Here is a 15,230-nt window from a genome sequence, read left to right on the forward strand (position 1 = left end):
AGGAATAGCATAAATCATAAGTTTGACTCCTCATTCGGAAAAACTAATGCATGACCTTCAACTAAACTTTTTGCGACTTTCAATCTTGCACTTTTTACTGTGTTACCAAAAGTTTGTCTAGAAACGCCCATCTGCTCCGCAGCTTGCTGCTGGCTAAGCCCCTCTAAGTCGGCTAAACGTAGCGCTTCTAACTCTTCTGGTAATATGGCGACTTGCTCCAACTGATTAAATGGAATGCCATTGGGCTTAAAGCAATGGTGAGCCGCACGTCCGCATATTCGTCTTTCTATCTTTGGTCTTGCCATCATTGTCCCTCAAAAACACAGAGTCAAATTACGCCTTAAACTGGCATATGCCAATAACATTTTTAGCATATGCCAATAAACTAAGTTTGCAAAAATCAACACGACAAATACGTAATACATCAGCATTAATTAGACATCTAATAATTTAGGAATTTTGATGACAAACGAACAAAAAGATCAATTCTAATTAACCGGATAATAAAAACGTTAGTTTGCGCAGATTTTTCATACAAATACACGCTAATGTGTTCATTTTATTGAAGAAGAAAAACTATAATCCAAGCAAATCATTAGTTTGAACACTAATGATTGTTTTATTTAAAAGGATGTATACCTAAGGAACGAAAAAGAGAAGTTTGACGACATCGGCCTGAGCTTAAAGGGTAATACTTTCGATACAGAACCTGTCGAACGACCATTACTTGGCCTAGGCGCCCTACTCTTCTTGCCAAATTAAGTTTCTTGAAAGCGCTTAGGTATATCAGAAAAAGGAAGTACATATGTCTGACTCAAATTGGCTCAGCGAATTCCCGGAAATGGATGCCTCTGATCTCAGGGCGATTCGCAAAACACTCGACGGCGCCTACAGAGATTTCTCTCGCGAGTATGGTGAACTCATTGAGTCTCTGTTTGATCCGCTCCTTGCGTTTCTTGTCTGGTTTGAAAAACTTCTGATTTCTACACCTTGGTTCATTATTTTAGGTGTCTGCACCACTCTCGTTTATGCCGCCAGCCGCTCTTGGAAACTGGCCGCTGCATGTTTTGGTTCGCTGATTCTGATTGGCTATTTTGGAATGTGGGAAGACACTATGCGTACGCTCAGTATCATCACTGTATGTACTATGCTTGCCATCGCACTTGGTATCCCTATCGGCATCGCTATGGCGCGCTCTAATCGCATTCAGTCGGTGGTAACACCATTACTCGACGTCATGCAAACCATGCCGGCATTTGTGTATCTCATTCCAGTTGTGATGTTATTGGGCATCGGGAAAATTCCTGGCCTTATCGCAGTAGTGATCTACGCGATTCCACCGGTTATTCGTTTAACCAATTTGGGCATTCGTCTAGTTGATAAAGAAGTATTGGAAGCCGCAACCGCATTTGGTGCCAGCACTCGGCAACGGCTTTTTGGGGTTCAGCTTCCGCTTGCAATGCCAACCATCATGGCGGGAATTAACCAAACGATCATGATGGCACTGTCAATGGTGGTCATCGCATCAATGATTGGGGTAAAAGGTTTAGGTCAGCCTGTTCTAAAGTCTATTACCAATCAATATTTCACTCTTGGTCTTCTCAATGGTTTAGCAATTGTCGCCCTAGCAATCCTTTTTGATCGTGCTTCACAAGCGTATGCGAAACGCACTCAAGCTCATTTAGGAGACTCAAAACATGACTAGTCCACTTATCGAAATCAGCGGTCTGTATAAAATCTTCGGTACCAGACCCAATAGCGTGATTGAGCGCGTTAAGTTGGGACATAGTAAAGAGCAGGTTTTAGCGGAAACGGGCCACACGGTCGGACTAAAAGACATCAACCTGCAAATTCAAAAGGGTGAAATTTTTGTCATTATGGGATTATCCGGTTCTGGAAAATCCACCATGATTCGCCACTTCAATCGATTAATCGATCCAACCATGGGGCAGATCTTGGTAGAAGGGGTGGATGTCATGCAACTTTCTAACAAAGAGCTTGAACAGTTTCGCCGTCACAAGATGTCTATGGTGTTCCAACGCTTTGGCTTGCTGCCTCATCGCACTGTTATCGACAACATCGCATATGGTTTGGAAGTTCAGGGAATGAATAAAGAGGCGCGCTTAGAAAAAGCAAATGAATGGTTAGAAACCGTTGGACTGACGGGTTATGAGCACCAGTATCCTGCTCAACTATCGGGTGGACAGCAACAGCGTGTGGGCCTTGCACGGGCACTGGCTACCGACGCCGAAATACTGTTGATGGACGAGGCTTTCTCGGCATTGGACCCTCTGATTCGGAGCGAAATGCAAGATCAGCTGGTAGAGCTGCAACAGAAGCTGCACAAAACCATTATTTTCATTACTCATGATTTAGATGAAGCGCTTCGACTTGGCGATCGCATCGCGATTCTTAAAGACGGTGAACTTGTCCAACAAGGCTCACCAGACGAAATTTTACTGCATCCTGCCGATGAGTACGTTGAAGCCTTTGTAAAAGACGTCAATAGAGCGCGAGCACTGACAGTCGAAACGCTGATGCAGCCACCTTCATACTGTGTTCGCGCTGAAACCATTGAAGATGCGCTGAGTGAAATGAAACGTGTTAAACGTGATTATGCCTACCATGAGACCAATGCAGGCTATCAAGGCGTGATAACACAGCAAGGATTGCTAAACGCAGCGAAGTTAACTCATATATCAGATTGGCGTGATGATATCTATGAAGAGGTGCCTATCATCTCTCCACATTTAGCCATTGAGCAAGTGCTGACTGAAGTCATGTCGTGTGAACATTCACTGCCCGTCATCGATGAGCACGGCCATTTGAAAGGCGAATTAAATCGTCAGGTTATTGCGGAGCTGTTTTCTGATCAACGAAGCACAAAACGAGGCACTTCACGCTCAAGCTTCAATAACGTTTCTTAGATGATGTTGATAATACAGCTCACAACAATGTGGGCTGTTATCAATTAACTCACTCCCACTCCCCTTTTTAGATATTTATCTGTGGGCTCAAGCTTGATACCCAAAGCAACATTTACATTGTTCTGATTTTCCTGACAATTTCATGCTCATATCCGGTTTTATTGACATAGTTAGATCATTCTATTGCTTTTTGATGACGCAAATCCTCGATAAATGTCTACTATTACTCTCATACAAAATCTTGATTTAAAGAGGGATAAAATGAAAAAGACAATGTTGGCACTAACAGGCGCGGTAATCATTCTTGCAGGCTGTCAAGATGAGAAACCTGCCGAAACAAGCGCAGTTGAAGTACCTCAGGCAACGGAAACTGAAGTCACCACCAGTGCAGACGTTACGACTGAGACAATTGACACGTTACCAGTAGAAGAAGAACAAGTAATTACTGAAGAGACTTTTGTAGACTCTGAACACAACGCACAAAGTGCTCTGGACTGGAACGGCACCTACAAAGGAACACTACCTTGCGCGGATTGTGCTGGTATCGATATGACCATCACACTAAATCAAGATGGCACTTACGTACTTGAAGAAAGCTACCAAGGCAAAGAAGACGGTCAATCAAAATCTGAAGGTCAATTCACTTGGGACGCAAATGGCAGCATCGTAACGTTGACAAATGAAGATGCACCAAACCAATACTTTGTTGGTGAAAACCTACTTATGAAGCTAGACATGAATGGCGAAAAAGTAACGGGTGACCTAGCACCACTATACAACTTAACGAAACAGTAAGAAGCTAGTATCAATACCTGATAAATACCCAAAATCCGAGCCACCCCAGCTCGGATTTTTTCGCTGTTTTAACGAAAGCTATTCCAGCAACCTTTCTATTCTGAAGCAACATTCTGCTTCTTACCCTGATTGTTCATTACATTTCCATACGCTTTGCCGATAGATGCTTACAACGTCATTTTGTACAGTGTTCAAAACAAAACAGAACAACTCGGAAAAATGATGAAAAAAACATTAATTGCACTACTTACTCTGACAGCTGCTGGCTCAGCTTTCGCTGGCGATACTTACATTCGTAACGGTAACATCTACAACAACGAAGGCGGTTGGAACGTAGAAGCTGGTGTGGCTCAAGGCAGCGATCTTTTCAAAGATCAAAAGCATAATACAGCACCAATTCTCAACGGTGGTTACCATGGTGACGACTTTAATGCCGACCTAAGTGGCATTAACTACCGCTTCTTCGGTAACACCAATGAGTTAATCAACATGAGTGCCTACCTTGTAGGTAGCGGTGTAATGCGCGACGGTGATACAGCGAAAAGCCTGAAAGGCACAGATAAACGCCGCTTCGCCGTCGATCTAGGTTTAAACGCAGACTTTACACTGGATCAAAACAACGTCATTTCTACGTACCTTCAGCACGATATCAGTGGTGCTTACAAAGGTTACTTAGCGGGCGCGACTTACTTCCACATCATGAAATTCGGTAGTGTTGATTTTGTTCCTTTTGCTAACCTAACTTATCAAAGTGAAGACTACGTAGATTACTACTTTGGTGTAAAACAACGCGAAGCAAACGCAAACCGCAAAGCATACAAAGGTGATTCAACGGTAAGCTATGGTGTGGGCTACAAACTTGTTATGCCAATCAACGACAACTGGCAAGTAAGCCAAATGACACAATACACGCGCCTAGGCAGCGGTATCAGCGACTCATCTATCATTGATAGTGCAAACCAATGGGTTGTTGGCGCAAGTGTGTCGTACAACTTCTAATCCGATACGCCCTTATAAAGCCATCATTTCGATGGCTTTATGCGTTGGACATTTGCATAATCTTGAACACAGACTCTAGTGTGAATGAGCAATCCATAACCTATGTAAATCGCTATAGCCTGTATTCTTCACCTGCACACCCCGCACTTGCTGTGTTTTTGTCACTTCTTCGTAGCCAACAAACAAAGGCAAATATAGGTACTGATCGCGCAGCGCTTTCTCTAGGTTTAATAAAGACTGTAGCGAGTGATCATCTGCCATCGCTCTGCGAACCTTTTCTCTATGGCTTAACATCTGGCTTTGATCAAAACTAAAACGCAGTCCAGTTGCTATCGACAGCCATTCGAAGATGCCATATTCAAATGGTGCTTCCATGACTTCCTCAATGAAGAGCAAGTCTGCTTGGTGAGACACTACCTCAGGAAAACTAATGTCATCAATAACAATGATCTCTAACTCTAATCCCGTTGCACGAATCACACTGTGCAACCATTCGGAATGGCGAATTAGACTCGGTATCGTCCAGACAGGTTCAGCTAATACCACTTTACCTTTCAGTTTAGGTATCACACCACCATCTGTTATTGATAAATCTTGCTCATGAGTCTCTAACTGAATGTTGTCAACGGCACTTGGCGCATCATAAATTCGCTTTTGCACATGGATGTAATCAGCGAGTTGATACCAAGTCTCTTTTGTGAGTTGGGATTCCACGCGTTCGCGGTAGGTCACATATGAAAATGCGCTAATTTTTTCCACTTCAACGTGATCGGAGCTTTGGTTAAAGCTCAACATATTTAAGGTTTTAACATCTCCATGAGACAGCGTTATTTGATCTAACAATGCGCGTGCTGAAAAATACTCTTTGTGCGCTTCAAGAGTCATACTCTCCTGGTTCCAGCCGCTGATTTTAAATGGTCCAGTCCCTATGTGGTAGGAATAACTAGAACCGAAAGAGACGACATCTCGACACAGAATAGACGCATGAGGAGTTGCTAGCATGTATGGAAACAACTTGTTCGGATGCTTCAATATGATTTTTAAGCAGTTAGATGTTTCTGCAACCACGCTATCAATGCATTGCCAGAGCTCGTGAACTGGTCCTTTTATCTCCCTGAGTCTTTCTATACTCCAAACCACATCCTGTATGTTAAGGGGTTCACCATCATGGCGATATATGCCCGGCCGCAACCATAACGTCATTACCTTGCCTTCCATTTTCCATTCGTGTGCTAACGATGGCTCGATACCACCATTGGAATTTTGGGTCAGCAATACGTCATAAACGCTTTTCGCGACGTGTAATTCAGTGTGACGGTAAGTATTCGCAGGGTCGATTTTGGATACCCAAGGGTAAGAAGAAATCAAAATAGCGTTATTTGATTCGTTCAATCGATTCACTTTTTCAGAAGCGATAGTCAGTGCTCTAACCGCGGTTTGACCGAACCAATCAATAAGTTTCGTTATTGAGTTCATTCTTCCTCTGCCAAGCTCCTCAACCAAAAACTCGGTCATCGCTTGTTGGAGGGAAATATTAATACTGAGACGGCTAGCGTTACTTCGGCCAATCGCAGGTTGCCAATCGACCCAATCGTAAGTGGCAAGCTTTTTCATCACAATAGAAACATTGCGCCTCGACGTGCAAATCACCGCTTCTAGCTCAGAAAGCGTAACAAGGTGATACTGGTGAGGTTCAAAGTGCTTTAACAGTAGATCCAGATACCTAAGATTGACATCGTTCACAAAGATTCCTAAGAGTTATTCCAAAGCAAAAAAAATAGCACAGGACGCTTAGCAACTAAACTTCCTGTGCTATATCTAAACAAATTCAAAGCTTGGACTCAGCTCGACCAACAGAAGTCAAAAACGTTTACTAAGCCAAGAGGTAACTTGAATAAGTATTCTTAGAAACGGTAGCTCATACCTACAGAGAACACATTGATGTCTGCATCAACCGTTACTTTTTCATTGCCAAATTTCGCAATGTCTAGCTCAGGCATCATGTATTCCCATTCAACTTGTAGAGCAAAGTTTTCAGTAATAGCGAACTCTGCGCCTAAACCGTACATGCCTGTTACAGTGCTGTCAGAAATGGTGGTATGGCCTGCGCTACCGTCAATCACAGAGTTGCTAATTTTGAATTCAGCATTGAAGTAAGAAAGACCAGCTTTAGCAAAAAGGTTGAAACGATCGCCAATCGGTAGAGTCGCTTTTGGCTGAATCGATAGATACTTCATGTCACCAACAGTAACAACTTTGCCGTCTAAAGCATCGTAGCCACCAATGGCTGCTTCTAGAGAAATGTATTCGTTGAATTTGTAACCACCGAATACTTTGCCTGAAAGGCTTGAGTCATCTTCAAGTTTAAGTTTAGTGCTAGCGTTAGTACCACCACCATTGATAGAGCCATTAACATCACCAAACGATGCTTGACCTACAGATGCACCAACGTAAGGAGCTGCGTTTGCAACAGAACATGTTGCTAGAAGGGCTGTCATTAGCCATGTTTTTTTAAACATTGTATTTCACTGCCTGTTAATTATTGAGGTTGTGTTTTGCCCATCCTTAAGCATGCCATGCTATCCATTTCACTTGGTTTCAAAACCAAGTGGATGTTAATGAATAAAAACTCAATAAAACATGAAATATTTAGACACAACTTTGCCACTTTCTTTCTTAATTTTGACAATTTAGTCATTTCACAAGCATTGCTGCTTCAACCAGTTAGTGAGTTTGATGATTTCCGCTTGCTTGGCTCGACTCTTTTTATGAATAAAATAAAAGCTGTCGCCGGTTTCCAATCCATGAGAAGGGATGTACACCAAATCGTGCGCTTTATCTCTTTCATTGAGCATAAAATCATTCGCAAATGCGATGCCTTGGTCATAACGCGCCGCCTCTATTGCCAACAACATATGACTAAAATGTTGAACATCGACATCTTTCGGCAAGGTGTAACCGCCCGCTCTGCACCACTCTGCCCAATCTTTTCCTCTCTCTCGATAAATTGAGTCTGTCGACAAAATAGGGTATCGCCAAAGCGCTTCTGGAATCGGTTGATCTTGCAACTCTTTCCAAATTTTATGGCTGCAGACCGGATACAACGTCTCCGCGTATAACTTTACCGACATGTAGTTTCGCTTTGGCTTCTCTACCGTGATAAAACAATCGCCAACGCTGTCTGTCTGTTCAGGATCACCAACGACCATATTGAGTGTCAGATCGATTTCTGGATGTAGGCGCTTAAAATCAGACAAACGCGGAATAAGCCACTTTACGGCGAGCGAGCTATAAATCGCCAACCGTATGCTGCCTTTGTCCCCTTCTCGCACCTTTTGGCTGGCCATCGCAATTGAGCTAATTGCTGGGCTAATATCCTCTAAATAGCGGGTGCCCGTATCGGACAAAGAGAGCTTTCTGCCTTGGCGGATAAATAATGATTCACCCAAGTAATCTTCTAATAATCGTATCTGGTGGCTAACGGCACTTTGCGTCACATTGAGTTCTTCAGCAGCAAGCGAAAAGCTAGAGTTTCTGGCAACAGATTCAAAACAGTGAACCGCTCTGAGTGGTGGCAATTTCATTATCTAAAAATCTCATACTTAAACTAATAAATATCACTTCACTTCATCCTATGACATCACCTACTCTTTGGCAAAGAAAGAGGAGAGGAAAAAGTGAAAGTTACATCGGTCGGAGCAGCGATGCTGCTATTAATTGTTGGAAATCTCATTGCGGTGCTTTCGGACTCTTTAATTAAAAGTGTCGGAAATGAAGTGCCTATTTTTCAATTTGTCTTTTTCCGACAAATATCAGCGGTGCTTTTCCTGCTGCCAGTCTACCTGCTAACAAAAAATGCGCCTTTTCTTGAAGGGTTTAAGTGGCATGCTGTTCGCGCTCACGTATGGTTACTTGGTGCAATATTCATGGTTTTGGCGATCTCATCTTTACCGCTCGCAACTGCGAACGCGATCTTTTACGCCGCGCCATTGATCATGTTGCCGCTTGCAGCAATCTTTTTTGGAGAACAGTTGTCTAAGCAATCGGTCGCCGCAGCGATAATGGGCTTTGCCGGTGTATTGGTCATCATTCGTCCAGACCAAATCGATTGGGCAGCCATTTCAGCTTTAGTTGTTGCAATTACTTTAGCAATCAATAACTTGCTCATTCGAAAACTGCCAAAAAATCAGTCTGTGATGCAAACGTTATTGATGACAAACTTGGCAGGTATTCCAGTAGCCTTCTTGCTTGTTCTGATCGAAGCAGAACCTTGGGACTGGAGTGCTTTCCCTGTTGCTGCTGGCTCAAGTTTGTTCATCATGATTTATGCAGCAACATGTGTCATCGCTTACCGCTCGATCGATAGCAACAAAATTGCCAGCGCTGAATACAGTGGCTTAATTGGTGCCGTGTTTGTGGGATTGATTTGGTTTGGAGAAGTGCCAGACATATTTATGGCAATAGGAACCATTATGATTGTTGTGCCTCTGGTTTGGCTTTCTAAACGAGAGCGTCGCAAGAAAAAGTTGCAAGAGCAACAAGAAGCGCACGTTACTTAAAGTTGTGCTCTAACCCAAAGACTAAAAAACCGAGCCGTAAGTGCTCGGTTTTTTTATGTGGCTCTAATCGGTTTTTACGTAAGCGACTACGTGAGATAAAAACTGCCTTGCAAAGCGATCATTAAACCGGATGCGATATTCATGCTCGGCTTCCGACACTAGACGCCAGCCTTCAGCAAAGTATTCTTTGATATCATCAACCGCCTCTTCTTTATTTTTGATGTGTTTCGCGTTCCACTGATAAGTGCAAGAGACAACGATCAGCCCACCCACCTTGGTGGTTTTTTTTAGAGCATTGATCACGCTAAGTGGCGACTCACATTGATCAATCACATTTAAACATACGACTAAATCAAAGCGAGATTGGAGAGTATCGAGCTCAAAAGGCTGGTTAATTAGCGTCAAATCAACATGAGCACATTTCTGTACGATATCTCTATTCTCAACCTCTAAAGTGTTTAAGGTGTTCACATCGTGAAGGTAAGTAAGCTCGACGCGTTGTTCTTCTATTAACAGTTGCTTCAAGCCATCCATTAACCTATTTGAAGGCTCCACAAGCGTCGCTTCTTTAAGGTTAGGTAAGCGTTGCACTAGCTCATAATAATTTCTTCCCAGCGCCGCCCCAACCTCAAGTAGGGAATACGGCTGAACGCTGCTTCCGATTACCACTTGCGCAATAAAATCAGCAACTTGGGAGCAGTGAGGTGATGACAAAAAAGAAAGTGGGACTTGTTTTGAGCGACTGGTTATCATCTCAATCTGTTGCTCCTCAATGAACTTGTCGAACCATTGCGCCTCGAAATAACCAGCCAAACCGTGCTCGGTCAGGTAAAAATCTTCCATGTTTTTTCCGTTCGTACTTTAAGAAAAGTGATTGTATCGAACGCGGAAATTAACGGGTATTTCTGGCCGCACATTCCAATGGGAAAACAGATGAAAACGCCGCTTATGTGAAAAAGCCCTTTCATCTCAAAGATAAAAGGGCTTGTTAATCGCTTCGGTTAAGTCGCTAACTATTGTGGTAGAACAACGTTACCATCTTGAATTGGGAACGTTTTTGTCGCTGGCTTGCTCGCCAAACGAACCGTCGTTGGTGCACCTGAAACTTCGTAAGTGACGTCGTAACCCACTACTTTATCAGATGTCGTATATTCTGTATGACACTGTTTTTTCGTCGTTGTTACTACATCACCTTTTTGCACATTTTCCTGGATCTTACGACCTGTCAGTGCACCAGCAATCGTACCAGCTGCAGTTGCAATCACTTTACCTGAGCCACCACCGATTTGGTTGCCCAGCGCTGCTCCAGCTGCTGCGCCACCAACCGTACCAATAATTTTATTGTCATCCGCAGGGGCAACTTGCTCGGTTACTACCACGTCTTTACATACTTGGTGCGGCTTTTTCACCGTTTCAGTCACCGCTTCAACCAAAGTAATGTTTGCTTGAGTTGGAGCTGGTGGCGTTTTGTCTTTACAGCCTGCTAGTACAGCAACAACTGCCGTTGCAATTGCGATAGATTTCATATTCATGATTTACATCCCAGTATGGTTTGCTTTGATGAGCGTTATGGTAAATCGCAAAAGGGAAATCACATCAGACGAAAACAAACCCTCTGTCATTAACAAGTAAAGAAACACTGTTTTATAAAAGATACGTCAAGAAACACTCAGCAACGTGTCAACAGAGCTAAAACTGTATCACTACTGATTATGATTGGGCTGAACTAGTCTATGAGATTTATTTTTAAGCCAAGCTCAAAAATAGTTCGTCATCCGTTAAATACTTATGACGGTGGCTTAGATTACGCACGTGCATAAACATAAAATCAGGGAAACCAGGCGCTATAATGTTATTTGGTTCCCAGCATACACCGCCAACAAACACATATCGCCCCTGCTTGTCATCTTCGTGAAGGGGGTTATTAAGAGGAGAAGAAAACTCTGCTCGGCAACCTTCAACCACACAAACAATTTGTCCTTTAAAAAGGCCAATCACGCGCTTTACAAGATTTGCCTTGATACCACACTTCCATGCTTGGCGAGTAGCCATCTCATAGCCATATTTTCGGATCGCTTTCTTTTGCAAATGTACTACTAGGTTCATTTTGACTCCTGATTCAAGCAACTACGTGAAGCCCAAAGCCATAAAAGCAGATAGACGTCTATACCCGAGTGAGCTCATGGTACGTGGGAATAAACTACGTGATTAGACTGAGTTTAGTGTCGGATGAGATACACCGTCCACGATGCTGTAACGTATCGATTTACACCAATCAAAGGCAGATAACACATCAACTTTTGAGTGCTTTCCTGCGCTGTATCTGGTTACTTCTGTATATTACTATAACGAAATCACCCTCCACGTTTACCTATATAAATTTGTCGTAACGATAGAGGGTGCTTATCAAGGAGAGAGGATAACGCCTACACGTCGATGAGATAATTTTGACCTTCAGTTTCTAAACGATCAATCATTTTACGACACTCATTTAAATCAAGAGGTTGTTCAAAGCGGCGCTTGAGATTCATCAAAAAGAAGATATCTTCACACATGGCTTTCTCAGGTTCGTCACTGATTTTGGCGACCGGTGAACCATTGCACGTGACCATTTTTATCACGATAGAAAGTGGCTGGTAGGCGTCACCATCTTTATTGACATAATCACCCATATCATTGGCAAGAAAAGTACCGATACCAAAACTCACCTGAATACGTCCTTGGAAATACTCGCAAATATCTAACGCTTGTTCGAAGTTAAGTCCGTCGGTAAACACCAGTGTTTTTGTTAATGGGTCTATATTCAGCGACTGGTAGTGTGCAATCATTTTTTCACCCCAGCTATAAGGGCAACCACTATCGTGACGTACACCGAAGTACGCGTTACTTAGTTCTTCATCAAAGTCTTTAAGGAAAGCATCGATACCAATCGTATCGGTTAACGCAATACCTAGTGCACCATTAAACATTTTTTGCCAACGTTGCAACGCCACTTTTTGCGAATCTCGCACATTCACCAGAGCTTGGTGTCCCATAAACCATTCATGAGCAACCGTGCCGATAGGCGTCAAGTTTAGCTCTTTTGCTAAGTGATAGTTGCTTGTTCCTGTCAAACATTCCGGCACTTCCTGGCACAAATATTCCAGCATAGTGCGCTGAGCTTGAAAGGAAAAACGTCGACGCGTCGACATGTCAGAAAATTTAAAGTTAGTAATGTTACGACGTTTTAGTTCCGACTTTAGGTGTCGAACTTTCTCTTCTAAAACAGTGGTAAATTGCGCAACAGGGATATCTGACCAACGCTGACGGCTACGAACTTCAGACACGATGCTCATGATGATCGTTTCGTACAAGATGGTGTCTCGCCACAAACCGTTAATGGTAATTCTTAACTGGCTTGAGCCATCAGCCATGGCTTTGTTATGGAAAGAGACATCGCTTTGTGGGTTGAAACGGAAATGGCGCAGTGCATCAACAAAGTCAGGATTCAGGTAAGGCGCGACACGCTTAATATATTCAATTTCTTCTTGCGTAAATTGAATATCTTGCAGTTTAAGGACTTCGGCTTTTACCTCGGGCAAAAGCTCAGAGAGGTCTTCCTCACTGCGCACGATAAACTTATATGACACCATCGCATCAGGGTAAAGCGCTGTTACAGCGCTCATCATATTGACTTTGTAGACATCGAAATCCAAAGCACTTTGAATGATGCGGGAAGAAAATAGTTTGGTGGTCATTAGGTGCCCTTCTACATGCCCTTCCTGGGTATATAACTTTTTGTTACTAACTAATTTGCGTAAACAATAAACACCCATCTATAGTTTGTCAACTTTTGTTACTAACCACTCATTTTTATAAGGTTTTTTTGTCTAGAATTCGAGCAAGCATTGTGAATAAGTCAGAGTCATCCGTAAATTTATGCTCAAACCGTATTACGAACACTACCAAAAACGTTTCTAACAACTCGTTACTTACCCATTGATTGACCACTTGTTATGCGCTAGATTACTTACAAATCAATATTAGGACCCAACCATGATCGTATCTGTCGACATTATTCCATTCAGGCTATCTGGCTGTGCCGATAAGGGATTGGAAGTGTTGTTGATTAAACGTTCAAATCCAAATCGGCCATACCATGGAGTCTGGGCACTACCGGGCGGATTTGTCTTTGATAAAGACTTAACCAGTGAAGGCGGACGCCCGGCCGATGAAAACTTTGAAGCGGCGCGTCGCCGAATTTGCCGTGAGAAAATCCATACCTACCCTCGCCATTTTAGCGAAGCGTTTATCGACGGTGATCCAAAACGCGATCCAGAAGACTGGAGCTTAAACATTACGCACTACGCCTTAGTTGATCGTAACAATGTAGAGCAAATAAATAATGCAGGTGTACCGGAATGCCAACTTAAATGGTTTTCGCTACAGGCTATTCTCAATGGAGAAGAAACCCTCGCATTTGATCATCAAAAAACCATTGAAAAAGCGTGGCAAAAGCTTCGTGCATCCATTGAATACACATCGGTTCTTTTGTTTGCATTAGACAAAGAGTTTTTGGTTGCGGACATCATTTCTGCTTATCAAGAGTTTGGTATTGATATCAGCCGAATGACGATTAAGCGCCGCTTGATAGATTCAGGCGTACTAAAACCCACTAATAAAGTCGCTTCAACCAACAAAGGCAAAGGTGGAAAACCCGCAATGGTATATACGCTGACTAGCGACGAAGTAACCTTTTTTCAAAACTGTTTGCGTGGATAAACGCAGACAATCAGACAGACAAGGAGTCTGCCATGACTGTTCGAGTAAACTATCAAACTACAGCAGTGATCGACGTTGATCCAGAGAAAGGTTTTAGTGAGTTATGTCCAAATGAACTGCCCGTTGCAGGTGCGTTGGAAATCGTACCGGAGCTTTTGAACAATCATGCCAAAGGCCGATTAAAACTGGTCAGTCGTGACTTGCACCCACCGAAAGCAAAATGGGATGCAGAATCGCCAGCCAATATGCTTGAGCCCGTTGGTTTACCGAATGTGGATATAAAGTGGAACCGTCACTGTGTGCTTGGCACAACAGGTTCTGAGCTGCTAGATGGCTTACCACCCGTGTTGGACTACGATTTTCAAGTTAATAAAGGTATGGATCCTGACGCACACCCTTACGGTATTTTTTTCCATGATATTGCCGACACCAAAACGACAGGTGCGCATGAATTTCTAAAGTTCAACGGGATTGATACCTTAGTTATCGGTGGCCTTGCCTTAGACTTTTGCGTGAAAAAATCCGTCATGCAAGCGCTGGAACTTGGCTACAATGTGGTAGTTAATCTTGCTTCAACTCGTGCGGTGCTGCCTGATAATGTAGAGAATGTGCTGACAGAGCTCAGAGATAATGGCGCATTATTTGTCGAGAAAGCGGACGACATCATCGTAGAAAAGTTCGCCTAGAAACGATAGTAACCGAGAAGGATTTCACCATGCATCAACATGAAAAATTGAATTACGTTGAATTTGGTTCCACTAATGTCAGTGCGACCAAACAATTTTTTGAGCGTGCTTTTGACTGGATCTTTACCGATTATGGTCCAGAATATTCTGCATTTTCAGGACAAGGGTTGGATGGCGGATTCTTCAAATCTGAGTTTATAAACCAAACCGCAAATGGTGGCGCACTTTTAGTATTTTATAGCTCAGACATTCAGGCCACTCAGACAAAAGTAGAGCAGCATGGTGGAAAAATTATCCGCCCTATTTTCGAATTCCCCGGCGGCTGTCGATTCCACTTCACTGAACCGAGTGGAAATGAATTCGCAGTATGGTCAGAGAGCCATTAAGTCATCACAAATCAACAACACACCATCAACGTGAGCCCAAGCTAGCCAGATCCGGAACTGGCATTACATTTCTGGTTGACCTCATCCTTGGTTTAATTCACTGTTAGCGCAACAATT

General features: G+C 43.0%; 16 protein-coding genes. 8 read left to right on the forward strand and 8 right to left on the reverse strand.

The window, feature by feature from the left end:
• Positions 1-14 precede the first annotated feature (14 nt).
• Positions 15-305 (reverse strand): DUF134 domain-containing protein, encoded by a 291-nt coding sequence (locus R7O12_RS07205; protein ID WP_005373924.1) that lies wholly within the window; start codon positions 303-305, stop codon positions 15-17.
• A 500-nt stretch (positions 306-805) separates the two neighbouring features.
• Here R7O12_RS07205 and R7O12_RS07210 point away from each other — a divergent pair, with 500 nt between their 5' ends.
• The 4 genes from R7O12_RS07210 (at position 806) to ompV (ending at position 4,721) form a co-directional block, all read left to right on the forward strand.
• The gene (locus R7O12_RS07210) at positions 806-1,705 is read left to right on the forward strand and encodes an ABC transporter permease (RefSeq protein ID WP_005373926.1); all 900 of its coding nucleotides are present in this window, start codon (positions 806-808) and stop codon (positions 1,703-1,705) included.
• The gene (locus tag R7O12_RS07215; RefSeq protein WP_005387213.1) at positions 1,698-2,927 is read left to right on the forward strand and encodes a glycine betaine/L-proline ABC transporter ATP-binding protein; all 1,230 of its coding nucleotides are present in this window, start codon (positions 1,698-1,700) and stop codon (positions 2,925-2,927) included. The genes R7O12_RS07210 and R7O12_RS07215 overlap by 8 nt, the downstream gene beginning before the upstream one ends.
• Before the next feature lie 261 nt (positions 2,928-3,188).
• A complete protein-coding gene (locus R7O12_RS07220) occupies positions 3,189-3,722 on the forward strand; it encodes a copper resistance protein NlpE (protein ID WP_318125721.1) in 534 nt (177 codons plus the stop codon).
• 222 nt (positions 3,723-3,944) lie between these two features.
• The gene (ompV, locus tag R7O12_RS07225; protein ID WP_104980423.1) at positions 3,945-4,721 is read left to right on the forward strand and encodes an outer membrane protein OmpV; all 777 of its coding nucleotides are present in this window, start codon (positions 3,945-3,947) and stop codon (positions 4,719-4,721) included.
• A 75-nt stretch (positions 4,722-4,796) separates the two neighbouring features.
• On the opposite strand, the gene R7O12_RS07230 is transcribed toward ompV, so the two are convergent.
• From R7O12_RS07230 to R7O12_RS07240, 3 genes are all read right to left on the reverse strand, one after another.
• Positions 4,797-6,464, reverse strand: coding sequence for an ABC transporter substrate-binding protein (locus R7O12_RS07230; protein ID WP_104980421.1), 1,668 nt, complete (start codon positions 6,462-6,464; stop codon positions 4,797-4,799).
• A gap of 161 nt (positions 6,465-6,625) precedes the next feature.
• Positions 6,626-7,240 carry an outer membrane beta-barrel protein gene (locus R7O12_RS07235; protein ID WP_005373936.1) on the reverse strand — a complete coding sequence of 205 codons (615 nt, stop codon included), beginning with the start codon at positions 7,238-7,240 and terminating at the stop codon, positions 6,626-6,628.
• Between the two features lie 180 nt (positions 7,241-7,420).
• Complete coding sequence (locus R7O12_RS07240) at positions 7,421-8,305, reverse strand: LysR family transcriptional regulator (RefSeq protein ID WP_005387224.1); 885 nt, start codon at positions 8,303-8,305, stop codon at positions 7,421-7,423.
• Between the two features lie 93 nt (positions 8,306-8,398).
• On the opposite strand from R7O12_RS07240, the gene R7O12_RS07245 reads away from it, so the two are divergent.
• On the forward strand, positions 8,399-9,280 hold the full coding sequence (locus R7O12_RS07245) for a DMT family transporter (RefSeq protein WP_005373940.1): 882 nt from the start codon (positions 8,399-8,401) through the stop codon (positions 9,278-9,280).
• Between the two features lie 63 nt (positions 9,281-9,343).
• Here R7O12_RS07245 and R7O12_RS07250 read toward each other — a convergent pair whose 3' ends face one another.
• The 4 genes from R7O12_RS07250 to pncB all read right to left on the reverse strand — a co-directional run bounded on the left by R7O12_RS07250 (position 9,344) and on the right by pncB (position 13,017).
• The gene (locus R7O12_RS07250; RefSeq protein ID WP_213879730.1) at positions 9,344-10,123 is read right to left on the reverse strand and encodes a methyltransferase domain-containing protein; all 780 of its coding nucleotides are present in this window, start codon (positions 10,121-10,123) and stop codon (positions 9,344-9,346) included.
• A gap of 170 nt (positions 10,124-10,293) precedes the next feature.
• Positions 10,294-10,812, reverse strand: a complete 519-nt coding sequence (locus tag R7O12_RS07255; RefSeq protein WP_005373945.1) for a glycine zipper 2TM domain-containing protein — start codon at positions 10,810-10,812, stop codon at positions 10,294-10,296.
• A 214-nt stretch (positions 10,813-11,026) separates the two neighbouring features.
• Positions 11,027-11,386: a hypothetical protein gene (locus R7O12_RS07260; RefSeq protein WP_005373947.1), complete on the reverse strand. Its 360-nt coding sequence runs from the start codon at positions 11,384-11,386 to the stop codon at positions 11,027-11,029.
• Between the two features lie 320 nt (positions 11,387-11,706).
• Positions 11,707-13,017, reverse strand: a complete 1,311-nt coding sequence (pncB, locus tag R7O12_RS07265) for a nicotinate phosphoribosyltransferase (protein WP_025998656.1) — start codon at positions 13,015-13,017, stop codon at positions 11,707-11,709.
• A gap of 298 nt (positions 13,018-13,315) precedes the next feature.
• Between pncB and R7O12_RS07270 the strand changes: the two genes are divergently transcribed.
• From R7O12_RS07270 to R7O12_RS07280, 3 genes are read left to right on the forward strand one after another with little or no spacing between them, the layout of a single operon-like run.
• On the forward strand, positions 13,316-14,041 hold the full coding sequence (locus R7O12_RS07270; RefSeq protein ID WP_005373953.1) for an NUDIX domain-containing protein: 726 nt from the start codon (positions 13,316-13,318) through the stop codon (positions 14,039-14,041).
• 32 nt (positions 14,042-14,073) lie between these two features.
• A complete protein-coding gene (locus R7O12_RS07275; RefSeq protein WP_033906301.1) occupies positions 14,074-14,727 on the forward strand; it encodes an isochorismatase family protein in 654 nt (217 codons plus the stop codon).
• A gap of 29 nt (positions 14,728-14,756) precedes the next feature.
• Complete coding sequence (locus R7O12_RS07280) at positions 14,757-15,113, forward strand: VOC family protein (protein ID WP_225478306.1); 357 nt, start codon at positions 14,757-14,759, stop codon at positions 15,111-15,113.
• Positions 15,114-15,230 lie beyond the last annotated feature (117 nt).

The sequence above is a fragment of the Vibrio sp. Vb1574 genome (assembly GCF_033338675.1).

What these genes read in the sequence shown, in the direction of transcription:
- R7O12_RS07205 (WP_005373924.1), bottom strand. Translation starts at nt 305, where the DNA reads ATGGCAAGACCAAAGATAGAAAGACGAATATGCGGACGTGCGGCTCAC.
- R7O12_RS07210 (WP_005373926.1), top strand. Translation starts at nt 806, where the DNA reads ATGTCTGACTCAAATTGGCTCAGCGAATTCCCGGAAATGGATGCCTCT.
- R7O12_RS07215 (WP_005387213.1), top strand. Translation starts at nt 1,698, where the DNA reads ATGACTAGTCCACTTATCGAAATCAGCGGTCTGTATAAAATCTTCGGT.
- R7O12_RS07220 (WP_318125721.1), top strand. Translation starts at nt 3,189, where the DNA reads ATGAAAAAGACAATGTTGGCACTAACAGGCGCGGTAATCATTCTTGCA.
- ompV (WP_104980423.1), top strand. Translation starts at nt 3,945, where the DNA reads ATGAAAAAAACATTAATTGCACTACTTACTCTGACAGCTGCTGGCTCA.
- R7O12_RS07235 (WP_005373936.1), bottom strand. Translation starts at nt 7,240, where the DNA reads ATGTTTAAAAAAACATGGCTAATGACAGCCCTTCTAGCAACATGTTCT.
- R7O12_RS07240 (WP_005387224.1), bottom strand. Translation starts at nt 8,305, where the DNA reads ATGAAATTGCCACCACTCAGAGCGGTTCACTGTTTTGAATCTGTTGCC.
- R7O12_RS07250 (WP_213879730.1), bottom strand. Translation starts at nt 10,123, where the DNA reads ATGGAAGATTTTTACCTGACCGAGCACGGTTTGGCTGGTTATTTCGAG.
- R7O12_RS07255 (WP_005373945.1), bottom strand. Translation starts at nt 10,812, where the DNA reads ATGAATATGAAATCTATCGCAATTGCAACGGCAGTTGTTGCTGTACTA.
- R7O12_RS07260 (WP_005373947.1), bottom strand. Translation starts at nt 11,386, where the DNA reads ATGAACCTAGTAGTACATTTGCAAAAGAAAGCGATCCGAAAATATGGC.
- pncB (WP_025998656.1), bottom strand. Translation starts at nt 13,017, where the DNA reads ATGACCACCAAACTATTTTCTTCCCGCATCATTCAAAGTGCTTTGGAT.
- R7O12_RS07270 (WP_005373953.1), top strand. Translation starts at nt 13,316, where the DNA reads ATGATCGTATCTGTCGACATTATTCCATTCAGGCTATCTGGCTGTGCC.
- R7O12_RS07275 (WP_033906301.1), top strand. Translation starts at nt 14,074, where the DNA reads ATGACTGTTCGAGTAAACTATCAAACTACAGCAGTGATCGACGTTGAT.
- R7O12_RS07280 (WP_225478306.1), top strand. Translation starts at nt 14,757, where the DNA reads ATGCATCAACATGAAAAATTGAATTACGTTGAATTTGGTTCCACTAAT.